The sequence below is a fragment of the Hydrogenophaga sp. RWCD_12 genome (assembly GCF_046604225.1).
In the GTDB taxonomy this organism is placed as follows: domain Bacteria; phylum Pseudomonadota; class Gammaproteobacteria; order Burkholderiales; family Burkholderiaceae_C; genus Hydrogenophaga.
The window spans coordinates 1,075,970-1,098,645 of the sequence record NZ_JBKIXC010000001.1 but is presented as its reverse complement, the minus strand read 5'-3'; the positions used below and the strand labels follow the sequence as shown (position 1 = coordinate 1,098,645).

Genomic DNA, 22,676 nt, shown 5'->3' with positions numbered 1-22,676 from the left:
CGCGACAATGAAGAAAGCCCGGCAGAGCCGGGCTTTCTTATAGGCCGTTCGGACTGGAGGCTTGCACCCCCACCTTGGATCAGCCCGTGGTCGCCTCTTCCGGCTTGGCTTTGCCTTCCTTCTTCGGCAGCGGCAGGATGTCGAGCTTGACCTCCTGGGTTTCCTTGCCGTCGTCGCCGGTCTTGGTCTCCAGATCCACCGTCAGGCGACCGCCCTCGGTCAGGCGACCGAACAGCAACTCGTCGGCCAGTGCACGACGGATCGTGTCCTGGATCAGGCGCTGCATCGGACGCGCGCCCATCAGCGGATCGAAGCCCTTCTTGGCCAGGTGCTTGCGCAGCGTGTCGGTGAAGGTGACCTCGACCTTCTTCTCGGCCAGCTGGCCCTCGAGCTGCAGCAGAAACTTGTCCACCACGCGCATGATGATCTGCTCGTCCAGCGCCTTGAAGCTGACGATGGCGTCCAGACGGTTGCGGAACTCGGGCGTGAACAGGCGCTTGATGTCGCCCATTTCATCCCCGGCCACGCGCGGGTTGGTGAAACCGATCGTCGCCTTGTTCATGGTCTCGGCCCCCGCGTTGGTCGTCATGATGATGATGACGTTGCGGAAGTCGGCCTTGCGCCCGTTGTTGTCGGTCAAAGTGCCGTGGTCCATCACCTGCAACAGCACGTTGAAGATGTCCGGGTGTGCCTTCTCGATTTCGTCGAGCAGCAGCACGCAGTGGGGCTTCTTGGTGACCGCCTCGGTCAGCAGGCCACCCTGGTCGAAGCCCACATAGCCCGGAGGCGCCCCGATCAGGCGGCTCACGGCGTGACGCTCCATGTACTCCGACATGTCGAAGCGCAGCAGGTCAATGCCCATGATGTAGGCCAGCTGCTTGGCAGCCTCGGTCTTGCCGACGCCGGTGGGACCGCTGAACAGGAAGGCACCGATCGGCTTGTCGGCCTTGCCCAGACCGGAACGCGCCATCTTGACGCTGGCGGCCAGCACTTCGAGGGCCTTGTCCTGGCCGAACACCACACTCTTGAGGTCGCGTTCAAGCGTCTGCAGCTTGCCGCGGTCGTCGTTGGACACGTTCGCGGGCGGAATGCGCGCGATCTTGGCCACGATCTCTTCGATCTCGGTCTTGCCGATGGTCTTCTTGCGCTTGGACGGCACCAGGATGCGCTGGGCGGCACCGGCCTCGTCGATCACGTCGATGGCCTTGTCGGGCAGGTGGCGGTCGTTGATGTACTTGGCCGACAGTTCGGCCGCAGCCTGCAGAGCCGCGACGGCGTACTTGACGCTGTGGTGTTCCTCGAAGCGGCTCTTGAGCCCCTTGAGGATGTCCACCGTCTGTTCGACCGTCGGCTCAACGACGTCGACCTTCTGGAAGCGGCGCGAGAGGGCCGCGTCTTTTTCGAAGATGCCTCGGTATTCGGTGAAGGTGGTTGCGCCGATGCACTTGAGCTGGCCGCTGGAGAGCGCCGGCTTGAGCAGGTTCGAAGCGTCCAGCGTGCCGCCCGAGGCCGCACCGGCCCCGATCAGGGTGTGGATCTCGTCGATGAACAGGATGGCGTGCGGCTTGTCCTTGAGCGACTTGAGCACCGCCTTCAGGCGCTGCTCGAAATCTCCGCGGTACTTGGTGCCAGCCAGCAGCGCGCCCATGTCCAGCGAGAACACGTTCGATTCGGCCAGGATTTCGGGCACGTCGCCCTGGGTGATGCGCCATGCAAGGCCCTCGGCGATCGCTGTCTTGCCCACACCAGCCTCACCCACCAGCAGCGGGTTGTTCTTGCGGCGGCGGCACAGGATCTGGATCACGCGCTCGACCTCGTACTCGCGGCCGATCAGCGGGTCGATCTTGCCTTCCTTGGCCGCCTGGTTCAGGTTCAGAGTGAACTGCTCCAGCGGCGACTGCTTATCGCTTCCCTTGGTCTCGGCGCCCTGCTCTTCGTTGTCGGCAGCGCTTTCACCGGGCTTGGACGACTCGGGCGGATCGCTCTTGCGGATGCCATGGGCAATGAAATTGACCACATCCAGGCGGGTCACACCCTGTTGATGCAGGTAATACACCGCGTGCGAGTCCTTCTCGCCGAAGATCGCCACCAGCACGTTGGCACCGTTGACTTCCTTCTTGCCGTTGCCGGTGGACTGCACGTGCATGATCGCGCGCTGGATCACACGCTGGAATCCGAGCGTGGGCTGGGTATCGACTTCGTCGGTACCGGCGACCTGCGGGGTGTTGTCCTTGATGAAGTTCGTCAGGGACTTGCGCAGATCGTCGATGTTGGCCGAACAGGCCCGCAGCACTTCGGAAGCGCTGGGGTTGTCCAGCAGTGCGAGCAGCAGGTGCTCGACCGTGATGAATTCGTGTCGCTGTTGCCGGGCCTCGACAAAGGCCATATGCAAGCTGACTTCAAGTTCCTGGGCAATCATGGACACTTCCTTTTGGCTGGTGAGGATCTGAAACGCGAACGTCCGTTGGGTGGTTTACAGGGAAGAGACCATCATCTGGGGTAGACCCGGCTTTATTCAACTGGTTCACTCAGGCATTGCAGCGGATGACCGGCCACCCGGGATGCCGCCAGAACCTGATCGACCTTGGTACTGGCCACATCGCGGGAATAGATGCCGCAGATGCCTTTGCCCTCCAGATGGATCTTGAGCATGATCTGCGTGGCCGTCTCGCGGTCCTTGCTGAAGAACTCCTGGATCACGTGCACGACAAACTCCATGGGGGTGAAGTCGTCATTGAGCAGCACGACCTGATACATCTGGGGTGGTTTGACACGCTGCGTGCGCCGTTCAAGCACCACCGAATCGTCGCTGCCCACACCCGGTGGAGCAGCAGGAATCTGAGGTTTTTTCGGTATCTGGGAGGCCATGAAAACCATTCTAGCGGTCCCCGCCGATCGCTGCTGCGAACCGGTAAAACCGCGACCGGCACACCGCCGGGAGAAGTGGTGTGCACCTCCCCTTTGAATGCGTATGTGGCCCTGTCCATGCAGGCATTGTGACCGTGGCAGGCAAGAAAAAACCGCCAAGGAACACTGGTTCCTGGCGGCTTTTGTGGGCTTTTGCGCCCCCCGTGGGCGCGCCGATATGCTGGTTACATGTTGTCGATCATCACCTGACCAAACCCGGAGCACGACACCTGGGTGGCGCCATCCATCAGTCGGGCGAAGTCATAGGTCACCCGCTTGGACAGGATCGCTTTCTCCATCGAGGAAATGATCAGATCGGCGGCCTCCTTCCAGCCCATGTGGCGCAGCATCATCTCGGCAGACAGGATCTCGGAACCGGGGTTCACATAGTCCTTGCCGGCGTACTTTGGCGCCGTGCCATGGGTCGCCTCGAAGCATGCAACCGAATCGGACATGTTGGCGCCCGGCGCAATGCCGATGCCGCCCACCTGCGCCGCCAGGGCATCGGAGATGTAGTCGCCGTTGAGGTTGAGCGTGGCGATCACCGAATACTCCGCCGGACGGGTCAGGATCTGCTGCAGGAAGGCGTCGGCGATCACATCCTTGATGACGATGTTGCGGCCAGTGCGCGCATTCTTGAACTGGCACCACGGGCCGCCGTCGATCGGTTGCGCACCGAACTCCTTCTGCGCCAGGGCATAGCCCCAGTCGCGGAAGCCGCCCTCGGTGAACTTCATGATGTTGCCCTTGTGGACCAGAGTCACACTGGGCTTGTCGTTGTCGATCGCGTACTGGATTGCCTTGCGCACCAGCCGCTCGGTGCCTTCGATCGAGACTGGCTTGATGCCGATGCCCGAGGTGTCAGGGAAGCGGATCTTGGTCACACCCATCTCGTCCTGCAGGAACTTGATGAGCTTCTTAGCCTTGTCGCTCTGCGCGGCGTATTCGATGCCGGCGTAGATGTCTTCCGAGTTCTCGCGAAAAATCACCATGTTGGTCTTCTCGGGTTCCTTCAGGGGCGATGGCACACCCTTGAAGTACTGAACCGGGCGCAGGCAGACATACAGGTCCAGTTCCTGACGCAGCGCCACATTGAGCGAGCGGATGCCGCCACCCACCGGCGTCGTCAGCGGGCCCTTGATCGAGACCACGTACTCCTTGAGCGCCGCCAGGGTTTCTTCCGGCAGCCAGACATCCGGACCGTAAACCTTGGTCGATTTCTCGCCCGCATAGACCTCCATCCAGTGGATCTTGCGCTGGCCGCCGTAGGCCTTCTCGACAGCCGCATCGACCACCTTGAGCATCACTGGCGTGATGTCCAGCCCGGTACCGTCGCCCTCGATGTAAGGAACGATCGGTTCGTCCGGCACGTTCAGCGACATGTCGGCATTGACGGTGATCTTCGTGCCCTGAGCGGGCACCTGGATGTGCTGGTACATGGAAAAGGAACTCCGGTGGAAAGATTGGGTCAACCGCCAGTCCTTGGGCGGGTTGCGCCCGCCGACCGGGCGCGCGGGAAATTCTAGTCGCCAAACCTGGCGGGTGGAGCCCGTGCGATCAAGCACAATGCTGCCCAACACGACTTCCGGAACCGCGCATGATCCGCCGATTCACACTTCTGCTCGCGACCCTTGCCCTGACGGCCACCAGCGCCTGGTCCCAGGAAGCGCAGCGCAACCTGCCACAGGTCACGCTCAAGGCCGGCATGCACCTGATCCATGCGCAAGTAGCCTCCACCTTCGACCAGCGCGCCACCGGTCTGATGTTCCGCGCCGAGATGCCGGCCAACGAAGGCATGCTGTTCGTGTTCGAGGAGCCAGCCGGACAGTGCTTCTGGATGAAGAACACCCTGTTGCCGCTGACCGCTGCGTTCGTGGCCGACGACGGCACCATCGTCAACCTGGCCGACATGAAACCGCAGACGCTCGACTCGCACTGTTCAGCGAAGCCGGTGCGCTACGTGCTGGAGATGAACCAGGGCTGGTTCGCCAAGCGCGGACTCAAGGCCGGCACCCGGCTCGGCGGCGCACCGTTCGAGGGCCCGCGCTGAGCGAACCACTTTCGTTCCCCCAAACAAAAAGCCCGCCATATGGCGGGCTTTTTGTTGGCGAACCATCCTGTCGATGGTTCGGCCTCGCTATCAAGCCACCGATTCGAGCGCCGTGTTGAAGGTGGCGCTCGGGCGCATCACGGCAGAGAGCTTGGCGAAATCGGGCTGGTAGTAACCACCGATGTCGGCCGGCTGGCCCTGGACTGCCGCCAGTTCGGACACGATCGCGGCCTCGTTGTCGGCCAGCTTCTTGGCCAGCGGCGCGAACCTGCCGGCGAGTTCGGCGTCTTCGGTCTGCGCGGCCAGTTCCTGGGCCCAGTACAGGGCCAGGTAGAACTGGCTGCCGCGGTTGTCCAGCTGGCCGGTCTTGGGCGACGGGTTCTTGTTGTTGTCCAGCAGCTTGCCGGTCGCGCTGTCCAGGGTCTTGGACAGGATCTTGGCCTTGTTGTTGCCGGTCTTCAGACCCAGGTCTTCCAGCGAGACGGCCAGCGCCAGGAATTCACCCAGCGAGTCCCAGCGCAGGTGGTTTTCTTCCACCAGCTGCTGCACGTGCTTCGGTGCCGATCCGCCGGCACCTGTTTCGTACATGCCGCCACCGGCCATCAGCGGCACGATCGACAGCATCTTGGCCGAGGTACCCAGTTCCATGATGGGGAACAGGTCGGTCAGGTAGTCGCGCAGGATGTTGCCGGTGGCGCTGATGGTGTCCAGACCGCGGATCACGCGCTCCAGCGTGTAACGCATCGCACGCACCTGGCTCATGATCTGGATGTCCAGGCCGTTGGTGTCGTGCTCGTGCAGGTACATCTTGACCTTGCGGATCAGCTGCGCTTCGTGCGGACGGTAGCTGTCGAGCCAGAAGACCACCGGCATGCCGGAGTTGCGGGCGCGGTTGACGGCCAGCTTGACCCAGTCGCGGATGGCGGCGTCCTTGACCTGGCACATGCGCCAGATGTCGCCAGCTTCCACGTTCTGGCTCAGCAGCACTTCACCCGTTTCCAGGTCGGTGATGTTGGCCACACCGTCTTCGGTGATTTCGAAGGTTTTGTCGTGCGAGCCGTACTCTTCGGCCTGTTGGGCCATCAGGCCCACGTTGGGCACCGTGCCCATGGTCTTCGGATCAAAGGCTCCGTGCCACTTGCAGAAGTTGATCATCTCCTGGTAGATGCGAGCGAAGGTCGATTCCGGCATCACGGCCTTGACGTCCTTTAGGCGGCCGTTGGCGTCCCACATCTTGCCGCCATTGCGGATCATCGCGGGCATGGACGCGTCGACGATCACGTCGTTGGGCGAGTGGAAGTTGGTGATGCCCTTGGCCGAGTCGACCATGGCCAGCTCGGGGCGATGTTCGTGGCAGGCGTGCAGGTCGCGCTTGATCTCGTCCTGCTTGGACTGCGGCAGTGCGGCGATCTTGTTGTAGAGATCGACCATCCCGTTGTTGACGTTGACGCCCAGCTCTTCGAACAGCTTGGCGTGCTTCTCGAAGGCTTCCTTGTAGAAGATCTTGACGCAGTGTCCGAACACGATCGGGTGCGAGACCTTCATCATCGTGGCCTTCACGTGCAGCGAGAACATCACGCCGGTCTTGCGCGCGTCTTCGATTTCCTTCTCATAGAACTCCACGAGCGCCTTCTTGCCCATGAACATGGAATCGATGACTTCGCGATCCAGCAACGAGACTTTCGGCTTGAGGACGATCGTCTTTCCGCTGGCGGTGATCAGCTCCATCTTCACATCGCGGGCGCGGTCGAGCGTGATCGACTTTTCACCATGGTAGAAGTCGCCGGCGTGCATGTGCGAGACGTGCGAGCGCGAGGCCTGGCTCCACTCGGCCATGCTGTGCGGGTTCTTGCGGGCGAATTCCTTCACGGCGCGCGGCGCGCGTCGGTCGGAGTTGCCTTCGCGCAGCACCGGATTCACAGCAGAACCTGTGCACTTGGAGTAGCGGGCCTTGATGGCCTGCTCTTCTTCGGTCTTGGGTGCTTCGGGGTAGTCGGGGATGGCGTAGCCCTTGCCCTGCAGCTCCTTGATCGCGGCCTTGAGCTGGCCCACGGAGGCGCTGATGTTGGGCAGCTTGATGATGTTGGCTTCGGGGCGCATCGTGAGCTTGCCCAGCGCGCCGAGGTCATCGGACACGCGCTGCTCCTCGGTCAGGCATTCCGGGAAGGAGGCCAGCACGCGGGCCGCCACCGAAATGTCGCTGGTGACCACATCGACGCCGGCGGGCTTGGCGAAGGTTCGGATGATCGGCAGGAACGACGCCGTGGCCAGCAGCGGGGCCTCGTCGGTCAGGGTGTAAACGATGGTGGAGGAAGTTTGGCTCATGGATTGGCTCCTGATGTCGTTGTTGGAACACCGCCGGTCCGAGCGCAGATCCGGGGCAATCAGACGATGGTGTGGGATTTTGCTTTCAGTCCTCTGACCCAGGCTTCAAATTTTGAAGTCATATCTCACATCGCAAAAACAAGGCAAAAAAACTTCAACTTTTTGTCTCCGGGCTGGTGCCAGCAAAGACAAAGGCCCGAAGGCATGACGCCTTCGGGCCCTTGAAATGCGGGTGACCGCAAGATCAGGCGAAGTTGGCTTCCGCGAAGCCCCAGTTCACCAGCTTGTCGAGGAAGGTCTCGACGAACTTGGGACGCAGGTTGCGGTAGTCGATGTAGTAGGCGTGTTCCCACACGTCCACCGTCAGCAGGGCCTTGTCGGCGGTGGTCAGCGGGGTGCCGGCAGCGCCCATGTTGACGATGTCCACCGAACCGTCGGCCTTCTTCACCAGCCAGGTCCAGCCCGAACCGAAGTTGCCCACGGCGGACTTGACGAACGCTTCCTTGAAGGCGGCGTAGCTGCCCCACTTGGCGTTGATGGCTGCAGCCAGGGCGCCCGAAGGTTCACCGCCGCCATTGGGCTTCATGCAGTTCCAGAAGAACGTGTGGTTCCAGATCTGGGCGGAGTTGTTGTAGATGCCGCCGCTGGACTTCTTGACGATGGACTCCAGGTCCATGCTCTCGAACTCGGTGCCCTTCTGCAGGTTGTTGAGGTTCACCACATAGGCGTTGTGGTGCTTGCCATGGTGGAACTCCAGCGTTTCCTTGGAGTAGTGCGGCGCCAGGGCATCCAGGGCGTACGGCAGTGCGGGCAGGGTGTGTTCCATGTGGGGTCCTCTTGCAAGATTGTTGGAAAGAAACCGGCACCGGAGAACTCCGGCGGCTGAGTTCGGGGCATTGTAGGCAAGACCGCGATTCACTGCTGCGGTGCGGAAATTTGGTCCATCCTGCGCCAGCAGCCGCTGAAGGCTCAGACGTCGACCGTGAGGCCCAGCGTGCCGTCCGACAACGTCGCCCGCACCCGCTGGCCGGGTTGGACCTGGCCAGCGCTGGTGATGACCCCGCCCTGCGGCTCTTCGGTGAGGAAGGCGTAACCCCGCTCCAGCACCAGCGTTGGATCCAGCAGGCTGAGCGCCGACGCACACCGGTCCAGCCGCTGGGTCTGCGCCACCAGAGCGCGGTCTCGCGCCTGCGGGAGCGCGATGGACAACTGGTCCAGCGCCATGCCAAGGCGCTGCCGCCGCAACCGGACAGCACCCGCCAGCCGGTGCTGCAGGACAGTCAAGTGCTGCTGGTTTTCGTGAATGCGGCCCGAGGGACGGCCCAGTCGCTGGGCGAGCTGGTCCAGCCGCTGGGTCCGCAGATCGAGCGCACGATGCACTGCGGACTCCAGAACCGTGGCGACCTGCTCCAGGCCATCCAGACGGCTCTGCCGGGTCGGCGAACACAATTCGGCGGCCGCGGTCGGCGTGGGTGCACGCAGGTCGGCCGCGAAATCCGACAGGGTGAAATCGGTCTCATGACCGACGCCGCAGACCACCGGCATCGGCGCTTGCGCCACCGTGCGCACCACGGCTTCGTCGTTGAAGGCCCAGAGGTCTTCCAGCGATCCCCCGCCCCTCACCAACAGCAGTACCTCGCCCTCGCCGTCTGCCTGGAACCGCTGGTAGGCGCGCCCCAGTGCCTGGCAGATTTCTTGCGGCGCCTGCGCGCCCTGCACCGACGCCGGATGGATCACGACCGGAATATGTGGCACACGGCGGCGCAGCGCAGTGACCACATCGCGCAGCGCCGCCGCCCCCAACGAGGTGACCACCGCAATGCTGCGGGGTTGTGACGGCAGATCGCGCTTGCGCCCTGCGTCGAACAGCCCTTCCGCTTCCAGTTTGACCTTCAGGCGCAGGAACTGCTCGAACAAAGCGCCCTGCCCGGCTGGCTTGAGGGAGTCGACGATCAGCTGCAGGTCGCCGCGCGGCCCATAGACGTCCAGCTTGCCCAGGGCCTGCACCAGTTGTCCATCCCGCGGTGCGAACTGGAGCTGGTCGGCCGCGCGCCGGAACATGGCGCAGCGCAGCTGGCCGCCCTCGTCCTTGAGCGAAAAGTAGCAATGTCCGCTGGCGGCGCGCGAGAAGCCCGAAATCTCGCCGCGCACCGCCACCGGGTTGAAACGCACCGACAAGGCATCCGCAATCGCTTGCATCAGCGGGCCAACTGCCCACACGCGCCGCGAACTGGCGTCCTCCGCGTTGAAAAACGGCTCAGACACTGGGCTCTCCGGGCACAAGCTGTCCACAAAGCGCGCCGTTGCTGGTGTTGCGCGTGCCAGGGCCCTGTCTCACGCGGCGGCCAGCACAGACGCTTGATTTCAAAGCCTTTTGTGGTGCCTGTTTTGTCATCGAAACGTTGGAAGGCAATGAATTCGGGGGGCGGCGACGCTTCGCCGCATGGTTCTGCACAAAGTTATCCACAGAATCTGTGCATGGCAGGCGGGAAGCGGGTGTTCGTGCGAGGCGCATGGCCACGAGGCTGCAGGACCGCGCCACCCTAAGGCCAGCCACAGGGCCTGAGACATAATCAAAAGATTGCACTGGAGCCCTGATTTGTTTTCCATCATACAAGCCGCTGGCTGGCCCATTTGGCCTCTCCTGTTCTGTTCCGTGGTCGGTCTGGCACTCATCATCGAACGCTTCGTCAACCTCAAGGCCAGCAAGGTGCTTCCACCTCAATTGCTGGACGAAGCCATCATGGTGTCGCGTGGCGGCGTGCCCAGCCCCGACGTGGTGGCCCAGCTGGAGCAGAACTCGGTGTTCGGCGAAGTGCTGGCCAGCGGTTTCCGCACCCTGAACAACGATCCGCGTGCCTCCGAAGCGGATCTGCGCGCCAGCCTGGAAGGCGCCGGTCGCCTGGCCGGCTCGAAGCTGCAGCGCTATCTGGGTGCCCTCGCGACCATCGCATCGGCCGCTCCGCTGCTGGGCCTGCTCGGCACCGTGATCGGCATGATCGACATCTTTGGCTCCCAAGGCAGTGACGGTGGCATGGGTACCGTGCCGGGCGGCGGCAACCCGGCCGTGCTGGCCCACGGCATTTCGGTCGCGCTCTACAACACGGCCTTCGGCCTGATGGTCGCCATTCCGACGCTGATTTTCTGGCGCTACTTCCGTGCGCGGGTGGACGACTATCTGCTGGGCATGGAAGTCGCGACCGAGCGCTTCGCCCGCCACCTGGCCGGCCTGCGCCGCTGAGCCACGGTCCCGAAACAGAACCGGAGCCCGCATGAACTTTCGCCCCGGAACCCGGGATGAGCCCGAGATCAACCTGATCCCGTTCATCGACATCCTGCTGGTGGTGCTCATCTTTCTGATGCTGACCACGACCTACAGCAAGTTCACACAGCTGCAGGTCAATCTGCCGGTTGCCGACGCCCAGGCCCAGCGCAGCACCCCCAAAGAGATCATCGTGGCCGTCTCCAGTGACGGCCGGTATGCGATCAACCAGCAGTTGCTCGAAGGTGCTTCGGTCGAGGTGCTCACGCGCGCGCTGCAGCAGGCTTCACAGGACACGCGCGAGGTGGTGATCATCATCAGCGCCGATGCTGCTGCCACCCACCAGTCGGTGATCAACGTGATGGACGCAGCCCGCCGCGCGGGGCTGGTGCAGATCACGTTTGCGACGCAGCAATCGGGCTCCGCAACTGCCCGCGGCAAGTCCTGACACAACCCGGCCACACCTGCATGAGCCGATCCGACGCCCCGGCGCGCTGGCAGGCGATCTGGGCCGGGCGGGGCTGGCGCGCAAGACTGTTGTGGCCGCTCTCGCAGGTCTACGGCCTGCTTTCTGCGTGGCGCAGGCGGCGTTACCTCAACGGCAGCCTTCCTGTCGCGACCATGCCGGTTCCAGTGATCGTGGTCGGCAACGTGGTGGTTGGCGGCGCCGGCAAGACTCCCACCACACTGGCAGTGCTGGAACACCTCAAGAACGCGGGATGGCGCCCTGGCGTTGTCTCGCGGGGTCATGGACGACAGGGGCATGCAGTGCTTGAAGTGCGCCCGGACACCACCGCAACCGATGGTGGCGATGAACCGGTCCTGATCCGCCGCAAAGCCGAGGTGCCGGTGTTCGTGGGGCGCCGCCGTGCGGATGCGGCGCGTGCCCTGCTGGCGGCGCATCCGCAGGTGAACGTACTCGTCTGCGACGACGGTCTGCAGCACCTGGCCCTCGGTCGGGACGTGTCCATTGCGGTGTTCGACGATCGAGGGCTGGGCAACGGCTGGTTGCTGCCTGCCGGCCTGCTGCGCGAGCCGTGGCCACCGGCGGCGGGCGATCCGTTTGCACCCCAGCTGGTGTTGCGCCAGGGGCGGCACGATGGTCCACACGCAGACATCCCCATGCCGCCTGCAACGCAGGGTTTCAGCGCCACGCGGCGCCTCGCCGATCAGGCTGTTGATGCGCGTGGAGCGCGTCGTGACCTGCGCGCGTTCGCCGGAGAGACTCTGGTCGCGGTCGCCGGCATTGCACGGCCTGAGGTGTTTTTCCAGATGCTGCGAGAGCAGGGACTGGAGCTATCACAGACGGTTGCCTTGCCCGACCACGCCGATGCCAAGGCGTTCGCCGCTTTGCCGCGCTCGGCATCCGCCACGGTACTCTGTACCGAGAAGGATGCCGTCAAGCTGTTCAATGTAGTGGCTCGCTGGCCCGCCAGCCAGCGCCCCGCGGTCTGGAGCATTCCGCTGGATCTGCGGATCGAACCCGCATTTTTCGAGGCACTGGACCGCCGGCTGGCCGCCTGCGGGCGCAGTGGCCGACTATCATCCGCCGATGGACACGAAACTGCTTGAACTGCTGGTCTGCCCGGTCACCAAAGGCCCCCTGACCTTCGACCGCGACCACCAGGAACTCCTCTCCCGCAGCGCCCGTCTGGCCTACCCGGTGCGCGACGGCATTCCCATCCTGCTGGAACACGAAGCCCGCACGCTTTCCGACGAAGAGCTGGAGCGCCTGGCCGCCCACACGACCTCGCCATGACCCGCGCAGACGGCCAGCACGACGGCTTCGTCGTGCTCATCCCCGCGCGGATGGGCTCCAGCCGCCTGCCCGACAAGCCACTGGCCGACATCGCGGGTCTCCCCATGGTGGTTCGCGTGGCGCAACAGGCCGAGCGCAGTGGTGCCCGGCAAGTCGTGGTGGCGGCGGACGATGCCCGCATCGTGGCGGCCTGTGCATCGCACGGTATTGCCTGTCTGCTCACACGCGCCGACCACCCATCTGGCAGCGACCGGCTGGCCGAAGCCTGCGATCTGCTTGGGCTCAGCGACGACACGGTGGTGGTAAACGTGCAGGGCGACGAACCCCTGATCGATCCAACCCTGGTCCGGGCCGTGGCGAACGAACTCGTGCAGCGCAACGATTGCGTCATGAGCACTGCGGCGCATGCAATTGCCAGCACCGACGACTTCCTCAACCCCAACGTGGTGAAGCTCGTGCTGGACCGGCGGGGAACCGCCCTGTACTTCAGCCGCGCACCCATTGCCTGGTGGCGCGACGGCATGGCCGACGGCGCGCCGGCCTCGCTGCCGTCGCCGGCACCCTTGCGGCACATCGGCGTGTACGGCTACCGCGCCGGCTTTCTGCGTCGTTTTCCTAAGCTGGAACCTGCCCCGCTGGAACGCACCGAGTCGCTCGAGCAGCTGCGCACCCTGTGGCATGGCGAGCACATCGCAGTCCATGTGAGCGCGCTTGCACCAGGGCCTGGAGTCGACACGCCAGCCGACCTCGAGCGCGTGCGGGCCCTGTTCGTCTCAGTTTGATTCTCTTGCCGCGCCTGTAAGCCAGTGTCGGGGCGGGCCATGCTATCCTCGTTTGAACGCTTCTTTTGCGAGGGGCGCGGGTGCGCTCACGGAGACAAGCGCCCCTTTCGAATCCACTGAAAAACTCTTCACAAGGAAGACGATGAGACTGATCCTGTTGGGCGCTCCGGGCGCGGGCAAAGGCACTCAAGCCACCTTCATCTGCCAGAAGTACGGCATCCCCCAGATCTCCACTGGCGACATGCTGCGTGCAGCAGTCAAAGCTGGTACGCCACTGGGCCTGCAGGCCGATGCGGTCATGAAGTCTGGCGGACTGGTCAGCGACGACCTGATCATCAATCTGGTCAAGGAGCGCATTGCCCAGAGCGACTGTGTCAACGGCTTCCTGTTCGATGGATTCCCCCGCACCATCCCGCAGGCCGATGCCATGAAGGCTGCCGGCGTCAAGTTGGACTATGTGCTGGAAATCGATGTTCCGTTCGACGCCATCATTGAACGCATGAGCGGCCGGCGCTCGCACCCGGCATCTGGTCGCACCTACCACGTCAAGTTCAACCCGCCCAAGGTGGAAGGCAAGGACGACGTGACCGGCGAACCGCTGATCCAGCGCGATGACGACAAGGAAGAGACCGTCAAGAAGCGTCTGGAGGTCTACAGTGCACAGACCCGCCCGCTGGTGGACTACTACAGCAACTGGGCCAAGGCCGATCCGACCGCGGCACCCAAGTACCGCGCGATCAGCGGCACTGGCTCGGTGGACGAAATCACCGCCCGCGCCTTCCAGGCACTGGCCAGCTGATCCGGCGAACCGTACAAAACAAACCCGGCTTCGGCCGGGTTTGTTTTTTTCAGGCCGGACTCCGTTCAGGGCCGACCAGCTGCGTCGGCCAGCAAGCTGAGCGCCAGCGTGATGCGCGCTTTCACGGGCGAGAGTCCCGCCGAATCCGGCATCGGGTTTGACGGATCAGGAATCACCCTGCCACGGGCACAGCGTGTGGCACGCACCACACGTACATTGCGCGCCATCGCTTCATTCAATGCCTGCCCCAGGTCAAGGTGCACGGTACCGTTTCCAGTGGAAGCCACCACGATACCGCGCGGTAGCAGCGACGGATCGGCATCTCCCGCCAGCAGCAAGGCGCGCACCAGCGCACCGTCCGTGTCCGCGTGGCTGGTGACAATCTGCACGCTTGGCAACTCGGTTGCCGCCAGCACCCACTCCAGCAATCCGTTGTCACGTACCTCCGTTGGAGAGGCAGCGGGCGGTCGGTGGAACCAGCGAAGCTGCCCCTCCTCCACACAGGCCAGCGGTCCCGCATCCCCGGAGTCGAAGGCATCGACACGGTAGCTGTGCACCTTGGCCACATGCTGGGCCGCGTGCACCTGCCCGGCGCAGACCACCACCGTGCCGTGCACGTCCGCCTGCCCGGCAACCGTCACGGCATCCAGCAGGTTCTGCGGGCCGTCTGGCACCAGCGCGGTCGCCGGACGCATGGCGCATGTGAACACCACCGGCTTGACCGGTCGCAGCACCGACTGCACGAACCACGCAGTTTCCTCCAGGGTATCGGTGCCATGGGTGACCACCACCCCACTGACATCTTCGCGGGACAGGTGATGGACCAACCGTTCCAGCAGGCGCTTCCAGAGACCGAAATTCATGTCCTTGCTGTCGATCTGCGCGACCTGCTCCACCTCCAGCGGCAAACCTTCCAGCGCCGGTACGCCAGCCAACAGATCCTCCACTCGGACTTGCCCAGCCACATACCCCACGTTGTCGCCCGGACGGCTTGCCTTACCCGCGATGGTTCCGCCGGTACCCAGAATGACCCGAAGTCCCTTGTTGTTGATTGCCACTTGCCAAGTCTCCGAAACTGTTTAAAAATACAGATACTGGATAAGAAAACAGCTTATCCGTTGCCCCGCTCGCCAAACCACGAGGTTGACATGATCGAGTCGTTTCCGCCCAAACTCACGCCCCGCCAGCAACAGATCCTGGAACTGATCCAGAACGCGATTGCGCGCACGGGTGCGCCACCGACACGGGCCGAGATCGCCGCCGAGCTCGGCTTCAAGTCGGCGAACGCCGCCGAAGAGCACTTGCAGGCCCTGGCGCGCAAGGGCGTGATTGAACTCGTCAGCGGCACCTCCCGCGGCATCCGTCTGCGCAGCCACGACCTGCGGGCCATCAATGAGCAAAGGGCCCAGCAGCTTACACTGCCGCTGCCGAGCCTGACCCAGCTGATGCTGCCCCTCATTGGTCGCGTCGCGGCCGGGTCACCGATCCTGGCGCAGGAACACGTGGACCAGACCTACCACGTCGAACGCAGCCTGTTCCAGCGCACACCCGACTACCTGCTGCGCGTGCGCGGCATGTCGATGCGGGACGTCGGAATTCTCGATGGTGACCTGCTGGCCGTACAGGCGGGCAAGGAGGCCAAGAACGGCCAGATCGTGGTCGCTCGCCTGGGCGACGATGTCACGGTCAAACGCTTCATGCGGCGAGATGAACAGATCGAACTGCATGCCGAAAACCCCGACTACAAGACCATCGTCGTGCAAGCCGGCGAACCCTTCGAAATCGAAGGTCTGGCGGTCGGCTTGATCCGAAACAGCTTCCAGATCTGACCCTTCGGGTCGGCGCTGTCCTCGCAGGTGGCGGGCGTTTTGTCCGGCGGCATCCGTGCCACCGTGCACATCCCTGCGGGGTCGGCTTTTCCGTGTCAATCCTGCCTGTGTCCAACCCCTCACTGGAGTTTCACATGGGAATCCGCATCACTTCCACCACCTGGCGTACCCCCCTGCAGCTGATCGACAGCTGGTTGCCCGCGCCGTCGCCGTCTTGCCAGACCCGTCGCACGGCCTCACCCTGGCTGCAACGGTTCGCCAAGGCCGGCTGGCTGGGGCGTAACGCGCAACCTGCAGAAATCGCGCCCCGCTCCTCCATCCCGCTGGTACCCCCGGCCTGTCCCGCCACTGTGCGCGCGGCGCCGGTGCGCATCGTGCGACCACCCAAGACGGTGCGGGGCAACACCAGGCTCGTCATCGCCGGTCGCATGGCCGACGTCTGCGCCGAGCTGGACCGGCTGGCTGCTCTGGAACAGCCCAGCGCGTTGGTCTGACCGTCCTCGTCGCGGAGGAATCCTTCCCGCCCGGGTGGTGCCGGAACCCTGGCAAGGGCCGGCACCCGAGCATGACGGCACAATAGCCGGCATGAACATTGTCATCCTCGACGACTATCAGGACGTGGTCCGCAAACTCGATTGCGCCACGCGCCTGGAACCTTTTCCCGCCAAGGTCTTCACCAATACCGTCAAGGGAGTTGGCCAGTTGTCGATCCGCCTGCGTGATGCGGACGTGCTTGTGCTGATTCGCGAACGCACCCAGATCACGCGCCAACTCGTTGAAAAGCTGCCGCGGCTCAAGCTGATCGCGCAGACCGGCCGTGTCGGCGCGCACATCGACGTCAACGCCTGCACGGAACGCGGCATTGCCGTCGCCGAGGGCAAGAGCTCTCCGGTGTCCACGGCCGAACTGACCTGGGCATTGATCATGGCGTCAATGCGACGGATCCCTCAGTATGTGGCCAGCCTCAAGCATGGCGCCTGGCAGCAATCCGGCCTGAAAGCGTCGTCGATGCCAGCCAATTTCGGGCTGGGCATGGTGTTGCATGGCAAGACACTCGGTCTGTGGAGCTATGGCCGCATCGGCAAACTCGTCGCGGCCTACGGACGCGCTTTTGGAATGCGCGTTCTGGTCTGGGGCAGCGAAGCCAGCCGTCAGCAAGCGGTGAGTGACGGTTACGAACAAGCCAGCAGCCGCGAGGCGCTTTTCGAGCAGTCCGATGTGCTAAGTCTGCACCTGCGCCTAGGCGAAACCAGTGCAGGATGTGTCTCGCTGGAAGACCTGTCACGCATGAAGCCGACGGCCTTGCTGGTCAACACCTCCCGCGCCGAACTCATCGAGGCCGAGGCATTGCTGACCGCTCTCAACCGGGGACGACCTGGCATGGCTGCCGTGGACGTGTTCGAGTCCGAGCCGATCCTTCAGGGCCATGCCCTGCTGCGCCTGGAGAACTGCATCTGCACGCCGCACATTGGCTACGTGGAACTGGACAACTACGAAACCCTGTTCTCCGCCGCTTTTGAGAATGTGGTGAATTTCATCAAGGGCACGCCCACCAACATCGTCAACCCCGGGGCCTTGCAGGTCCGTCGATAGCGAGCCCAAGCACCATGAAAAAGGGCCGGAGTCTCCGGCCCTTTTTCCTGCACGATACGCAATCAACCCGCTTTGCCACCCTTGTTGGAGTCGTCGTCCGGGGGCATGAAGTCGAGCACTTCAAAATCGATCAGATTGCCGACCGGCAGCTCACTTCCGCCAGGACCGGCGAGCGGCGACACCAACTTGGCGGTTTGCTCCACCGGCACCGCCACCTCTGGAAGCGACGCCTCGAACGCCGATGCTTCCTGCAAGGCATCGAGGTCCACATCCAGCCCCAGGCGTGGTGATGCATGCGGAATGTCGTCCTGCGGAACGGTATTGCGCTCGCCAGCGGAGGCAGCAGCGACACCAGCACCCAAAGCACCGCGAGGACCTGCCGCCTTGAGCGGACGGATCGACGTGTGCTGGAAGTCGGAGGAACCCAGGCCGGCGTCACGCTTGATCACATCCTTGGCGATTGCGTGCAACAGCAGCAGTTCGCGATAAGCCTCCAGGTCGAACACCTCGGCTTCGCCATCGGAAGCATCGCGGAAGATCGAGTTCTCGATCACATCCAGCACGCGCGGCTGCGGCCAAAGGGCCTGGATGCGGCCAAAGGCGGTTTCGTACGACTCCAGCCCCTGGCTTGCATCGGAGTACTGACCGAACGGAGGCGCCCCCGCATTGAACTTCTGGTTGAACTCGACGCGCAGCTTGTCGTATTCGGCGCGCCGGTCGAGCTTGTGATAGAGCTTGAAGAGGTCCAGATAGGCCAGAGCGCTGGGTTCGTGACTCTCGTTGATGTGATTCTTGAGCACACCGATCGCCTGGTCGAACTCGCCCAGCGAGGCAAAGAAATCCGATTGCTGCTGCACATCGAACAGCTCTTCGGTGGCGACCGAGCGGGAAACCCCCATCTGGCTCGCCGGGAACTCGCGGCGATCCGAGCCCGTCAGCAGCGCAGCTTCGCTCTCGGTGGCATCGCTGTGCAAGACATGCAGGTCGTCCAGTCCCGATTCGTCGCCGAGATCAAGATCCAGGTCCAGCGAACGCGAAGGATTCACAGCGCCTTTGGTCGTTGCTGCCACATTCTTTGTCGCTCCCGCAGCCCACCAGCTTTTGGCCTTGGCATCCCCGGCACCCACTGCCGAGCGGCGCTTCCACAGCCAGCCAACACCCGCGAGGCTCAGCAACAGCAACCCGCCCAGCAGATACGCCAGCCAGGTCATGTAGCGCGATTTCTCGACTTCCGCTTCCATCGCCTGAAGGGCGGCCTTGTTCTTGGCCTCCTGCTCGCGCAAACCCTTGCTTTCGGCCTCCAGCACGGACAGCTTCTGGGCATCGCGCAGGATGTCTTCCGGCGACGCATTCAAGGCCTTCCACAACTGGGCCGCCGCTGCGCGTTCCTGTTCGTTGGACGTCGGCTCGCTCAGCAAGGCCAGAGAAAGTCTCAGTGCAGGATCCCGTTCGATGCCGAGATTCATGTCCACCGGATCGAGGTGCAGACGCGGCGCGACTTCTTTGGGCGCCTCGTCGCGCCGGACCACGCTGGGCGGCTTTGTGCGAGAGGGGGCGGCATTGCCCAATGCATCTGGCTTCTGGGCTCCTGCTGCAGCGGCCGAAGGAGCCGCGCTCGACTCCGCCCCGGTACGCCCGCTGCTGCGCAGCGAAGGTGCCGCTTTCAATGGCGGCAATGCCTTCGGCAGATCAGACGGGTTGGCCGAGGTGACCGGGCTGGCTTCGGTGCCGGAACCTGCCGTGGTGGCAGGATCGGACACGAGATCTGCCAGAAGAACGTAGCGGCGGGAGAAAGCAGACACACATCCTGCCCTGACCGTCACGGAGACAATCGGCTCGTTCACCGGCACCGTGGTCTGGATACGCACAGAGGCTTCGGCATCCGGTGCATTGCGCTGCACCGATGTACGCACCGAAGAAGGCCCGACCTGGTTGTCGCCGAACATCACGTCGGCATGCACACACTGGCTCGCGAGGTCATCATCGGCGCCCGCAACGGCCTGCACCTTGATATCCAGCGGACGGCCAATCACCACGGCTCCGCTGTGACGCCCCAAAGAGGCCGCGGGACTGCCCAACGCCGTTGATAGCAAAATAGAGCCGATCCAGATCTGGCGCACGTCAGAGCCTTTCCATTCTTGGTGGCAACATTTTGTCATAGGTCATTGCCCTCCCCCCTCGAATAATACTTTCATATGACCCCTACTTTTCAAACCGTCGGCATCGTCGGCACCGGCGCCATGGGCCGTGGCATCGCCCAGATGGCCGCACAGGCCGGCAGCGCTGTTCTGTTGTTCGATCTCCAGCCCGGTGCCGCCGAAGCCGCCCGCAAAGCATTGGCAGATACCTGGCAGACGCTGGTCGACAAAAGCAAGCTCGATGCGCAGAAGCGCGCATCCATGCTCGAGCAGTTGTCCTGTGTCAGCGAACTTTCGGCACTTTCCCCCTGTGATTTAGTGGTCGAAGCGATCGTCGAGCGCATCGACATCAAGCAAAAGCTCTTCGGCGATCTGGAAGCGCTGCTGCCCGAAACGGCCGTGCTCGCCACGAACACCTCTTCCCTCTCGGTGACGGCAATCGGTGCGGCCCTCAAGAGGCCCGGGAGACTGGCGGGATTCCACTTCTTCAACCCCGTTCCGCTGATGCGCGTCGTTGAGGTGATCGCCGGGCTGAAGACCGAAGCTGTGGTGTGCCAGCAACTGACCGAATTTGCACGCCAGTTCGGGCACACGCCGGTCACAGCGCAGGACACGCCCGGCTTCATCGTCAACCACGCCGGCCGGGGCTACGGCACCGAAGCGCTGCGCGTGGCGGGCGAACGGGTGGCCGATTTCGCCACCATCGACCGCATCCTCAAGGACCAGATGGGTTTTCGCCTCGGTCCCTTCGAGCTCATGGACCTGACTGCGCTGGACGTGTCGCATCCGGTGATGGAGTCCATCTACCGCCAGTACTACGACGAGCCCCGCTACAGGCCCAGTGTCATCACCGCTCAGCGCCTGGCTGGCGGTGTGGTGGGCAAGAAGGTCGGCGAGGGCTTCTACCCGTACGTCAACGGTGTGGCCCAGTTGCCTACCGAGCCAGCCGTGCCCGAAGTGGCTTCCCTGCCCCCGGTGTGGGTCTCCCCCAAGGCTGCGCGCCGCGCCGAGCTCTATCAGTTGCTCAAGAACCTGGGCGCCAGCATCGAAACGGCGCAAGCGCCGTCTGCCGCCGCACTGATCCTGGTGGCACCTCTGGGTCTGGACGTGACCACGCTGGCGGCGGTCGAGCGGCTGGACCCAACCCGCACGGTCGGCATCGACATGATGCTGGACGACGCCGCCACCAAGCGCCGCGTTCTGGCCACCAACCCGGCCACCCGCCCGGACATGCGCGACGCCGCCCATGCCCTGTTCGCCAGGGACGGCAAGGCGGTCAGCGTGATCAAGGACAGCGGTGGTTTCGTGACCCAGCGCGTGGTCGCAACCATCATCAACATTGCCGCCGACATGTGCCAGCAAGGCATCTGCACCCCGGCCGACCTCGAAGTGGCCGTCACCCTGGGCCTGGGTTACCCCATGGGTCCCCTGGCGATGGGCGACCGCATCGGTCCGACCAACTTGCTGGAGATCCTGTTCAACATGGGCACGGTCTACGCCGATCCGCGTTACCGACCTTCTCCCTGGCTGCGCCGCCGTGGCGCGCTGGGTCTGAGCCTGATGCACGAAGAGAGCTGACCATGACCGCCAGCCTCAAGAGCCACAGCCACGGCCAGACCATGGTGCTGACCATCAGCAACCCCGAACACCGCAATGCGCTGGGCCCCGAGATCTATGCGGCGGGTGTCGAGGCGCTGAACGTGGCCGAATCCAACCCCGAAATCCGCTCGGTGGTCATCACCGGTGAAGGCAGCCACTTCTGCGCCGGCGGCAACTTGCAGCGCCTGCTGTCCAACCGCCAGCAGCCGCCCGAGGTGCAGGCGCAGAGCATCGAGAGCCTGCACAACTGGATCGAGACCATCCGCGCCTTTCCGAAGCCGGTGATTGCCGCGGTCGAGGGTGCCTGCGCTGGCGCCGGCTTTTCGCTGGCGCTGTCGTGCGACCTGCTGGTCGCGGCGCAGGACAGCGTGTTCGTGATGGCTTACAGCAACGTCGGTCTTTCGCCCGATGGTGGCGCCAGCTGGAGCATGGTGCGCGCCCTGCCCCGTGCGACGGCCATGCAGTTGTTGCTCTGCGGTGACCGCATTGACGCTGCGCGACTCCAGGCACTGGGTGTGGTCAACCAGGTCAGCGCGACCGGCGAGGCGCTCGCCACGGCACTGACACTGGCGGAGAAGCTCAACGGCCGCGCACCCAACGCCATGGCCAGCATCAAGGAACTGGTCAACGACGCGCAGACCACGCCGCTGCACACCCAGCTCGCCGCCGAGCGCGACAACTTCGTGCGCAACCTGCACCACGCCAACGGCGGCGAAGGCATTGCGGCCTTCCTCGACAAGCGCCCCGCTCAGTACAGGTAAGGCTTCGCGCTGCGATTTTTCGAGCAGCGCAGCGACACCTGCGGGACAGTTCCCCGCGATATCCCTGATGCCCTCCCTGCGTCCCAGTGGTGACAATGGGACCGCTTTCAGTCACTCAAAAGACATCCGATGGACGAACCGATTCTGACAATGGAAGAACGCGAGGCGATCAACAGTGGTCGCTGGTTCCAGAGTCTCTCCCCCTCCCTGCGACACGACATTCTTCGATGCGCCTACGTCAAGCGATTCAAGGACGGCGACCTCATCGTCGCCCGTGGCGAACCGCCCACCGAGTGGACGGCGGTCGCCAAGGGCGCGGTGCGGGTGAGTTCGACCTCGCTGTCGGGCAAGCTGATCACGCTGACGTATGTGGAGCCGGGCGTGTGGTTCGGCGATGTGGCCTTCTTCGACGGGGACCGGCGCACGCACGATGCCTACGCGCACGGTCCCACGACCATGCTCTGCGTGGCCCGCACCGATTTCCAGAAAATCCTCAGTACGCACGTCGAACTGTACGAAGCCCTGATGCGCCTGCAGGCACGGCGCATCCGCACGCTGTTCGGTCTGGTGGAAGACCTCAACACCCTGCCGCTGCGCGCGCGCCTGGCCAAACAGTTGCTGCACCTGGTGCGCTCGTACGGCGTGCCCTGCCTGTCGGACGGCAACGAAATGCGCATCGGCCTGCAGTTGGCGCAAGAAGAACTGGCGCAGTTGCTGGGCGCCTCGCGCCAGCGCGTGAACCAGGAACTCAAGTCCATGGAGCGCGAAGACGCGATCCGCATCGAACAGGGAGGGCTGGTGGTGCGCAACCGCGACATGTTGATGCGCATCGCCGAAGCCGAAACCTGACCCCGCTCCCGCTCTCACCGAAC

At 63.8% G+C, this 22,676-nt stretch carries 21 protein-coding genes; 13 read left to right on the top strand and 8 right to left on the bottom strand.

From position 1 onward, the window contains the following. Window positions 1-79: 79 nt before the first annotated feature. The 3 genes from clpA to icd all read right to left on the bottom strand — a co-directional run bounded on the left by clpA (window position 80) and on the right by icd (window position 4,346). Window positions 80-2,419, bottom strand: coding sequence for an ATP-dependent Clp protease ATP-binding subunit ClpA (gene clpA / locus ACLIJ1_RS05190; RefSeq protein ID WP_411364404.1), 2,340 nt, complete (start codon window positions 2,417-2,419; stop codon window positions 80-82). Between the two features lie 92 nt (window positions 2,420-2,511). Then, complete coding sequence (clpS, locus tag ACLIJ1_RS05185) at window positions 2,512-2,877, bottom strand: ATP-dependent Clp protease adapter ClpS (RefSeq protein ID WP_411364403.1); 366 nt, start codon at window positions 2,875-2,877, stop codon at window positions 2,512-2,514. Window positions 2,878-3,092: 215 nt separating this feature from the next. Then, window positions 3,093-4,346 (bottom strand): NADP-dependent isocitrate dehydrogenase, encoded by a 1,254-nt coding sequence (icd, locus tag ACLIJ1_RS05180; protein ID WP_411364402.1) that lies wholly within the window; start codon window positions 4,344-4,346, stop codon window positions 3,093-3,095. Window positions 4,347-4,504: 158 nt separating this feature from the next. On the opposite strand from icd, the gene ACLIJ1_RS05175 reads away from it, so the two are divergent. Further along, window positions 4,505-4,957 (top strand): DUF192 domain-containing protein, encoded by a 453-nt coding sequence (locus ACLIJ1_RS05175; RefSeq protein ID WP_411364401.1) that lies wholly within the window; start codon window positions 4,505-4,507, stop codon window positions 4,955-4,957. A gap of 90 nt (window positions 4,958-5,047) precedes the next feature. On the opposite strand, the gene ACLIJ1_RS05170 is transcribed toward ACLIJ1_RS05175, so the two are convergent. The 3 genes from ACLIJ1_RS05170 to xseA all read right to left on the bottom strand — a co-directional run bounded on the left by ACLIJ1_RS05170 (window position 5,048) and on the right by xseA (window position 9,481). Then, complete coding sequence (locus tag ACLIJ1_RS05170) at window positions 5,048-7,282, bottom strand: NADP-dependent isocitrate dehydrogenase (protein ID WP_411364400.1); 2,235 nt, start codon at window positions 7,280-7,282, stop codon at window positions 5,048-5,050. A 244-nt stretch (window positions 7,283-7,526) separates the two neighbouring features. Beyond that, window positions 7,527-8,108, bottom strand: a complete 582-nt coding sequence (locus ACLIJ1_RS05165) for a superoxide dismutase (protein WP_411364399.1) — start codon at window positions 8,106-8,108, stop codon at window positions 7,527-7,529. A gap of 143 nt (window positions 8,109-8,251) precedes the next feature. Continuing rightward, window positions 8,252-9,481, bottom strand: a complete 1,230-nt coding sequence (gene xseA, locus ACLIJ1_RS05160; RefSeq protein WP_411364789.1) for an exodeoxyribonuclease VII large subunit — start codon at window positions 9,479-9,481, stop codon at window positions 8,252-8,254. A 400-nt stretch (window positions 9,482-9,881) separates the two neighbouring features. Here xseA and ACLIJ1_RS05155 point away from each other — a divergent pair, with 400 nt between their 5' ends. The 6 genes from ACLIJ1_RS05155 (at window position 9,882) to adk (ending at window position 13,884) form a co-directional block, all read left to right on the top strand. Then, entirely contained in the window at window positions 9,882-10,523 is a 642-nt protein-coding gene (locus ACLIJ1_RS05155; RefSeq protein WP_411364398.1) for a MotA/TolQ/ExbB proton channel family protein, read from the top strand. Between the two features lie 31 nt (window positions 10,524-10,554). Further along, window positions 10,555-10,992: an ExbD/TolR family protein gene (locus ACLIJ1_RS05150; protein WP_411364397.1), complete on the top strand. Its 438-nt coding sequence runs from the start codon at window positions 10,555-10,557 to the stop codon at window positions 10,990-10,992. Next, window positions 10,989-12,116, top strand: coding sequence for a tetraacyldisaccharide 4'-kinase (lpxK, locus tag ACLIJ1_RS05145; RefSeq protein ID WP_411364788.1), 1,128 nt, complete (start codon window positions 10,989-10,991; stop codon window positions 12,114-12,116). The genes ACLIJ1_RS05150 and lpxK overlap by 4 nt, the downstream gene beginning before the upstream one ends. After that, window positions 12,097-12,303, top strand: coding sequence for a Trm112 family protein (locus ACLIJ1_RS05140; protein ID WP_411364396.1), 207 nt, complete (start codon window positions 12,097-12,099; stop codon window positions 12,301-12,303). Before lpxK ends, ACLIJ1_RS05140 begins: the two co-directional genes overlap by 20 nt. Beyond that, entirely contained in the window at window positions 12,300-13,085 is a 786-nt protein-coding gene (gene kdsB / locus ACLIJ1_RS05135; RefSeq protein ID WP_411364395.1) for a 3-deoxy-manno-octulosonate cytidylyltransferase, read from the top strand. The genes ACLIJ1_RS05140 and kdsB overlap by 4 nt, the downstream gene beginning before the upstream one ends. Window positions 13,086-13,227: 142 nt before the next feature. Further along, window positions 13,228-13,884, top strand: a complete 657-nt coding sequence (gene adk, locus ACLIJ1_RS05130) for an adenylate kinase (protein ID WP_411364394.1) — start codon at window positions 13,228-13,230, stop codon at window positions 13,882-13,884. A 65-nt stretch (window positions 13,885-13,949) separates the two neighbouring features. Here adk and ACLIJ1_RS05125 read toward each other — a convergent pair whose 3' ends face one another. Then, entirely contained in the window at window positions 13,950-14,942 is a 993-nt protein-coding gene (locus tag ACLIJ1_RS05125) for an asparaginase (protein ID WP_411364393.1), read from the bottom strand. A gap of 90 nt (window positions 14,943-15,032) precedes the next feature. On the opposite strand from ACLIJ1_RS05125, the gene lexA reads away from it, so the two are divergent. The 3 genes from lexA to ACLIJ1_RS05110 all read left to right on the top strand — a co-directional run bounded on the left by lexA (window position 15,033) and on the right by ACLIJ1_RS05110 (window position 17,306). Then, window positions 15,033-15,713 carry a transcriptional repressor LexA gene (lexA, locus tag ACLIJ1_RS05120; RefSeq protein WP_411364392.1) on the top strand — a complete coding sequence of 227 codons (681 nt, stop codon included), beginning with the start codon at window positions 15,033-15,035 and terminating at the stop codon, window positions 15,711-15,713. A 134-nt stretch (window positions 15,714-15,847) separates the two neighbouring features. Continuing rightward, the gene (locus tag ACLIJ1_RS05115; RefSeq protein ID WP_411364391.1) at window positions 15,848-16,207 is read left to right on the top strand and encodes a hypothetical protein; all 360 of its coding nucleotides are present in this window, start codon (window positions 15,848-15,850) and stop codon (window positions 16,205-16,207) included. A gap of 91 nt (window positions 16,208-16,298) precedes the next feature. Then, window positions 16,299-17,306 (top strand): D-2-hydroxyacid dehydrogenase family protein, encoded by a 1,008-nt coding sequence (locus ACLIJ1_RS05110; protein ID WP_411364390.1) that lies wholly within the window; start codon window positions 16,299-16,301, stop codon window positions 17,304-17,306. 62 nt (window positions 17,307-17,368) lie between these two features. On the opposite strand, the gene ACLIJ1_RS05105 is transcribed toward ACLIJ1_RS05110, so the two are convergent. Continuing rightward, window positions 17,369-19,426, bottom strand: a complete 2,058-nt coding sequence (locus ACLIJ1_RS05105; protein ID WP_411364389.1) for a FimV family protein — start codon at window positions 19,424-19,426, stop codon at window positions 17,369-17,371. A gap of 75 nt (window positions 19,427-19,501) precedes the next feature. On the opposite strand from ACLIJ1_RS05105, the gene ACLIJ1_RS05100 reads away from it, so the two are divergent. The 3 genes from ACLIJ1_RS05100 to ACLIJ1_RS05090 all read left to right on the top strand — a co-directional run bounded on the left by ACLIJ1_RS05100 (window position 19,502) and on the right by ACLIJ1_RS05090 (window position 22,653). Further along, complete coding sequence (locus tag ACLIJ1_RS05100; RefSeq protein ID WP_411364388.1) at window positions 19,502-21,022, top strand: 3-hydroxyacyl-CoA dehydrogenase; 1,521 nt, start codon at window positions 19,502-19,504, stop codon at window positions 21,020-21,022. A 2-nt stretch (window positions 21,023-21,024) separates the two neighbouring features. Beyond that, complete coding sequence (locus ACLIJ1_RS05095) at window positions 21,025-21,804, top strand: oxepin-CoA hydrolase, alternative type (protein ID WP_411364387.1); 780 nt, start codon at window positions 21,025-21,027, stop codon at window positions 21,802-21,804. Between the two features lie 129 nt (window positions 21,805-21,933). Then, window positions 21,934-22,653, top strand: coding sequence for a Crp/Fnr family transcriptional regulator (locus ACLIJ1_RS05090; RefSeq protein WP_411364386.1), 720 nt, complete (start codon window positions 21,934-21,936; stop codon window positions 22,651-22,653). The last annotated feature ends 23 nt before the right edge of the window (window positions 22,654-22,676 follow it).

Coding starts and splice junctions, on each gene's coding strand:
- clpA (WP_411364404.1), bottom strand. CDS start 2,419: ATGATTGCCCAGGAACTTGAAGTCAGCTTGCATATGGCCTTTGTCGAG.
- clpS (WP_411364403.1), bottom strand. CDS start 2,877: ATGGTTTTCATGGCCTCCCAGATACCGAAAAAACCTCAGATTCCTGCT.
- icd (WP_411364402.1), bottom strand. CDS start 4,346: ATGTACCAGCACATCCAGGTGCCCGCTCAGGGCACGAAGATCACCGTC.
- ACLIJ1_RS05175 (WP_411364401.1), top strand. CDS start 4,505: ATGATCCGCCGATTCACACTTCTGCTCGCGACCCTTGCCCTGACGGCC.
- ACLIJ1_RS05170 (WP_411364400.1), bottom strand. CDS start 7,282: ATGAGCCAAACTTCCTCCACCATCGTTTACACCCTGACCGACGAGGCC.
- ACLIJ1_RS05165 (WP_411364399.1), bottom strand. CDS start 8,108: ATGGAACACACCCTGCCCGCACTGCCGTACGCCCTGGATGCCCTGGCG.
- xseA (WP_411364789.1), bottom strand. CDS start 9,481: ATGCAAGCGATTGCGGATGCCTTGTCGGTGCGTTTCAACCCGGTGGCG.
- ACLIJ1_RS05150 (WP_411364397.1), top strand. CDS start 10,555: ATGAACTTTCGCCCCGGAACCCGGGATGAGCCCGAGATCAACCTGATC.
- ACLIJ1_RS05140 (WP_411364396.1), top strand. CDS start 12,097: ATGGACACGAAACTGCTTGAACTGCTGGTCTGCCCGGTCACCAAAGGC.
- kdsB (WP_411364395.1), top strand. CDS start 12,300: ATGACCCGCGCAGACGGCCAGCACGACGGCTTCGTCGTGCTCATCCCC.
- adk (WP_411364394.1), top strand. CDS start 13,228: ATGAGACTGATCCTGTTGGGCGCTCCGGGCGCGGGCAAAGGCACTCAA.
- lexA (WP_411364392.1), top strand. CDS start 15,033: ATGATCGAGTCGTTTCCGCCCAAACTCACGCCCCGCCAGCAACAGATC.
- ACLIJ1_RS05115 (WP_411364391.1), top strand. CDS start 15,848: ATGGGAATCCGCATCACTTCCACCACCTGGCGTACCCCCCTGCAGCTG.
- ACLIJ1_RS05110 (WP_411364390.1), top strand. CDS start 16,299: ATGAACATTGTCATCCTCGACGACTATCAGGACGTGGTCCGCAAACTC.
- ACLIJ1_RS05100 (WP_411364388.1), top strand. CDS start 19,502: ATGACCCCTACTTTTCAAACCGTCGGCATCGTCGGCACCGGCGCCATG.
- ACLIJ1_RS05095 (WP_411364387.1), top strand. CDS start 21,025: ATGACCGCCAGCCTCAAGAGCCACAGCCACGGCCAGACCATGGTGCTG.
- ACLIJ1_RS05090 (WP_411364386.1), top strand. CDS start 21,934: ATGGACGAACCGATTCTGACAATGGAAGAACGCGAGGCGATCAACAGT.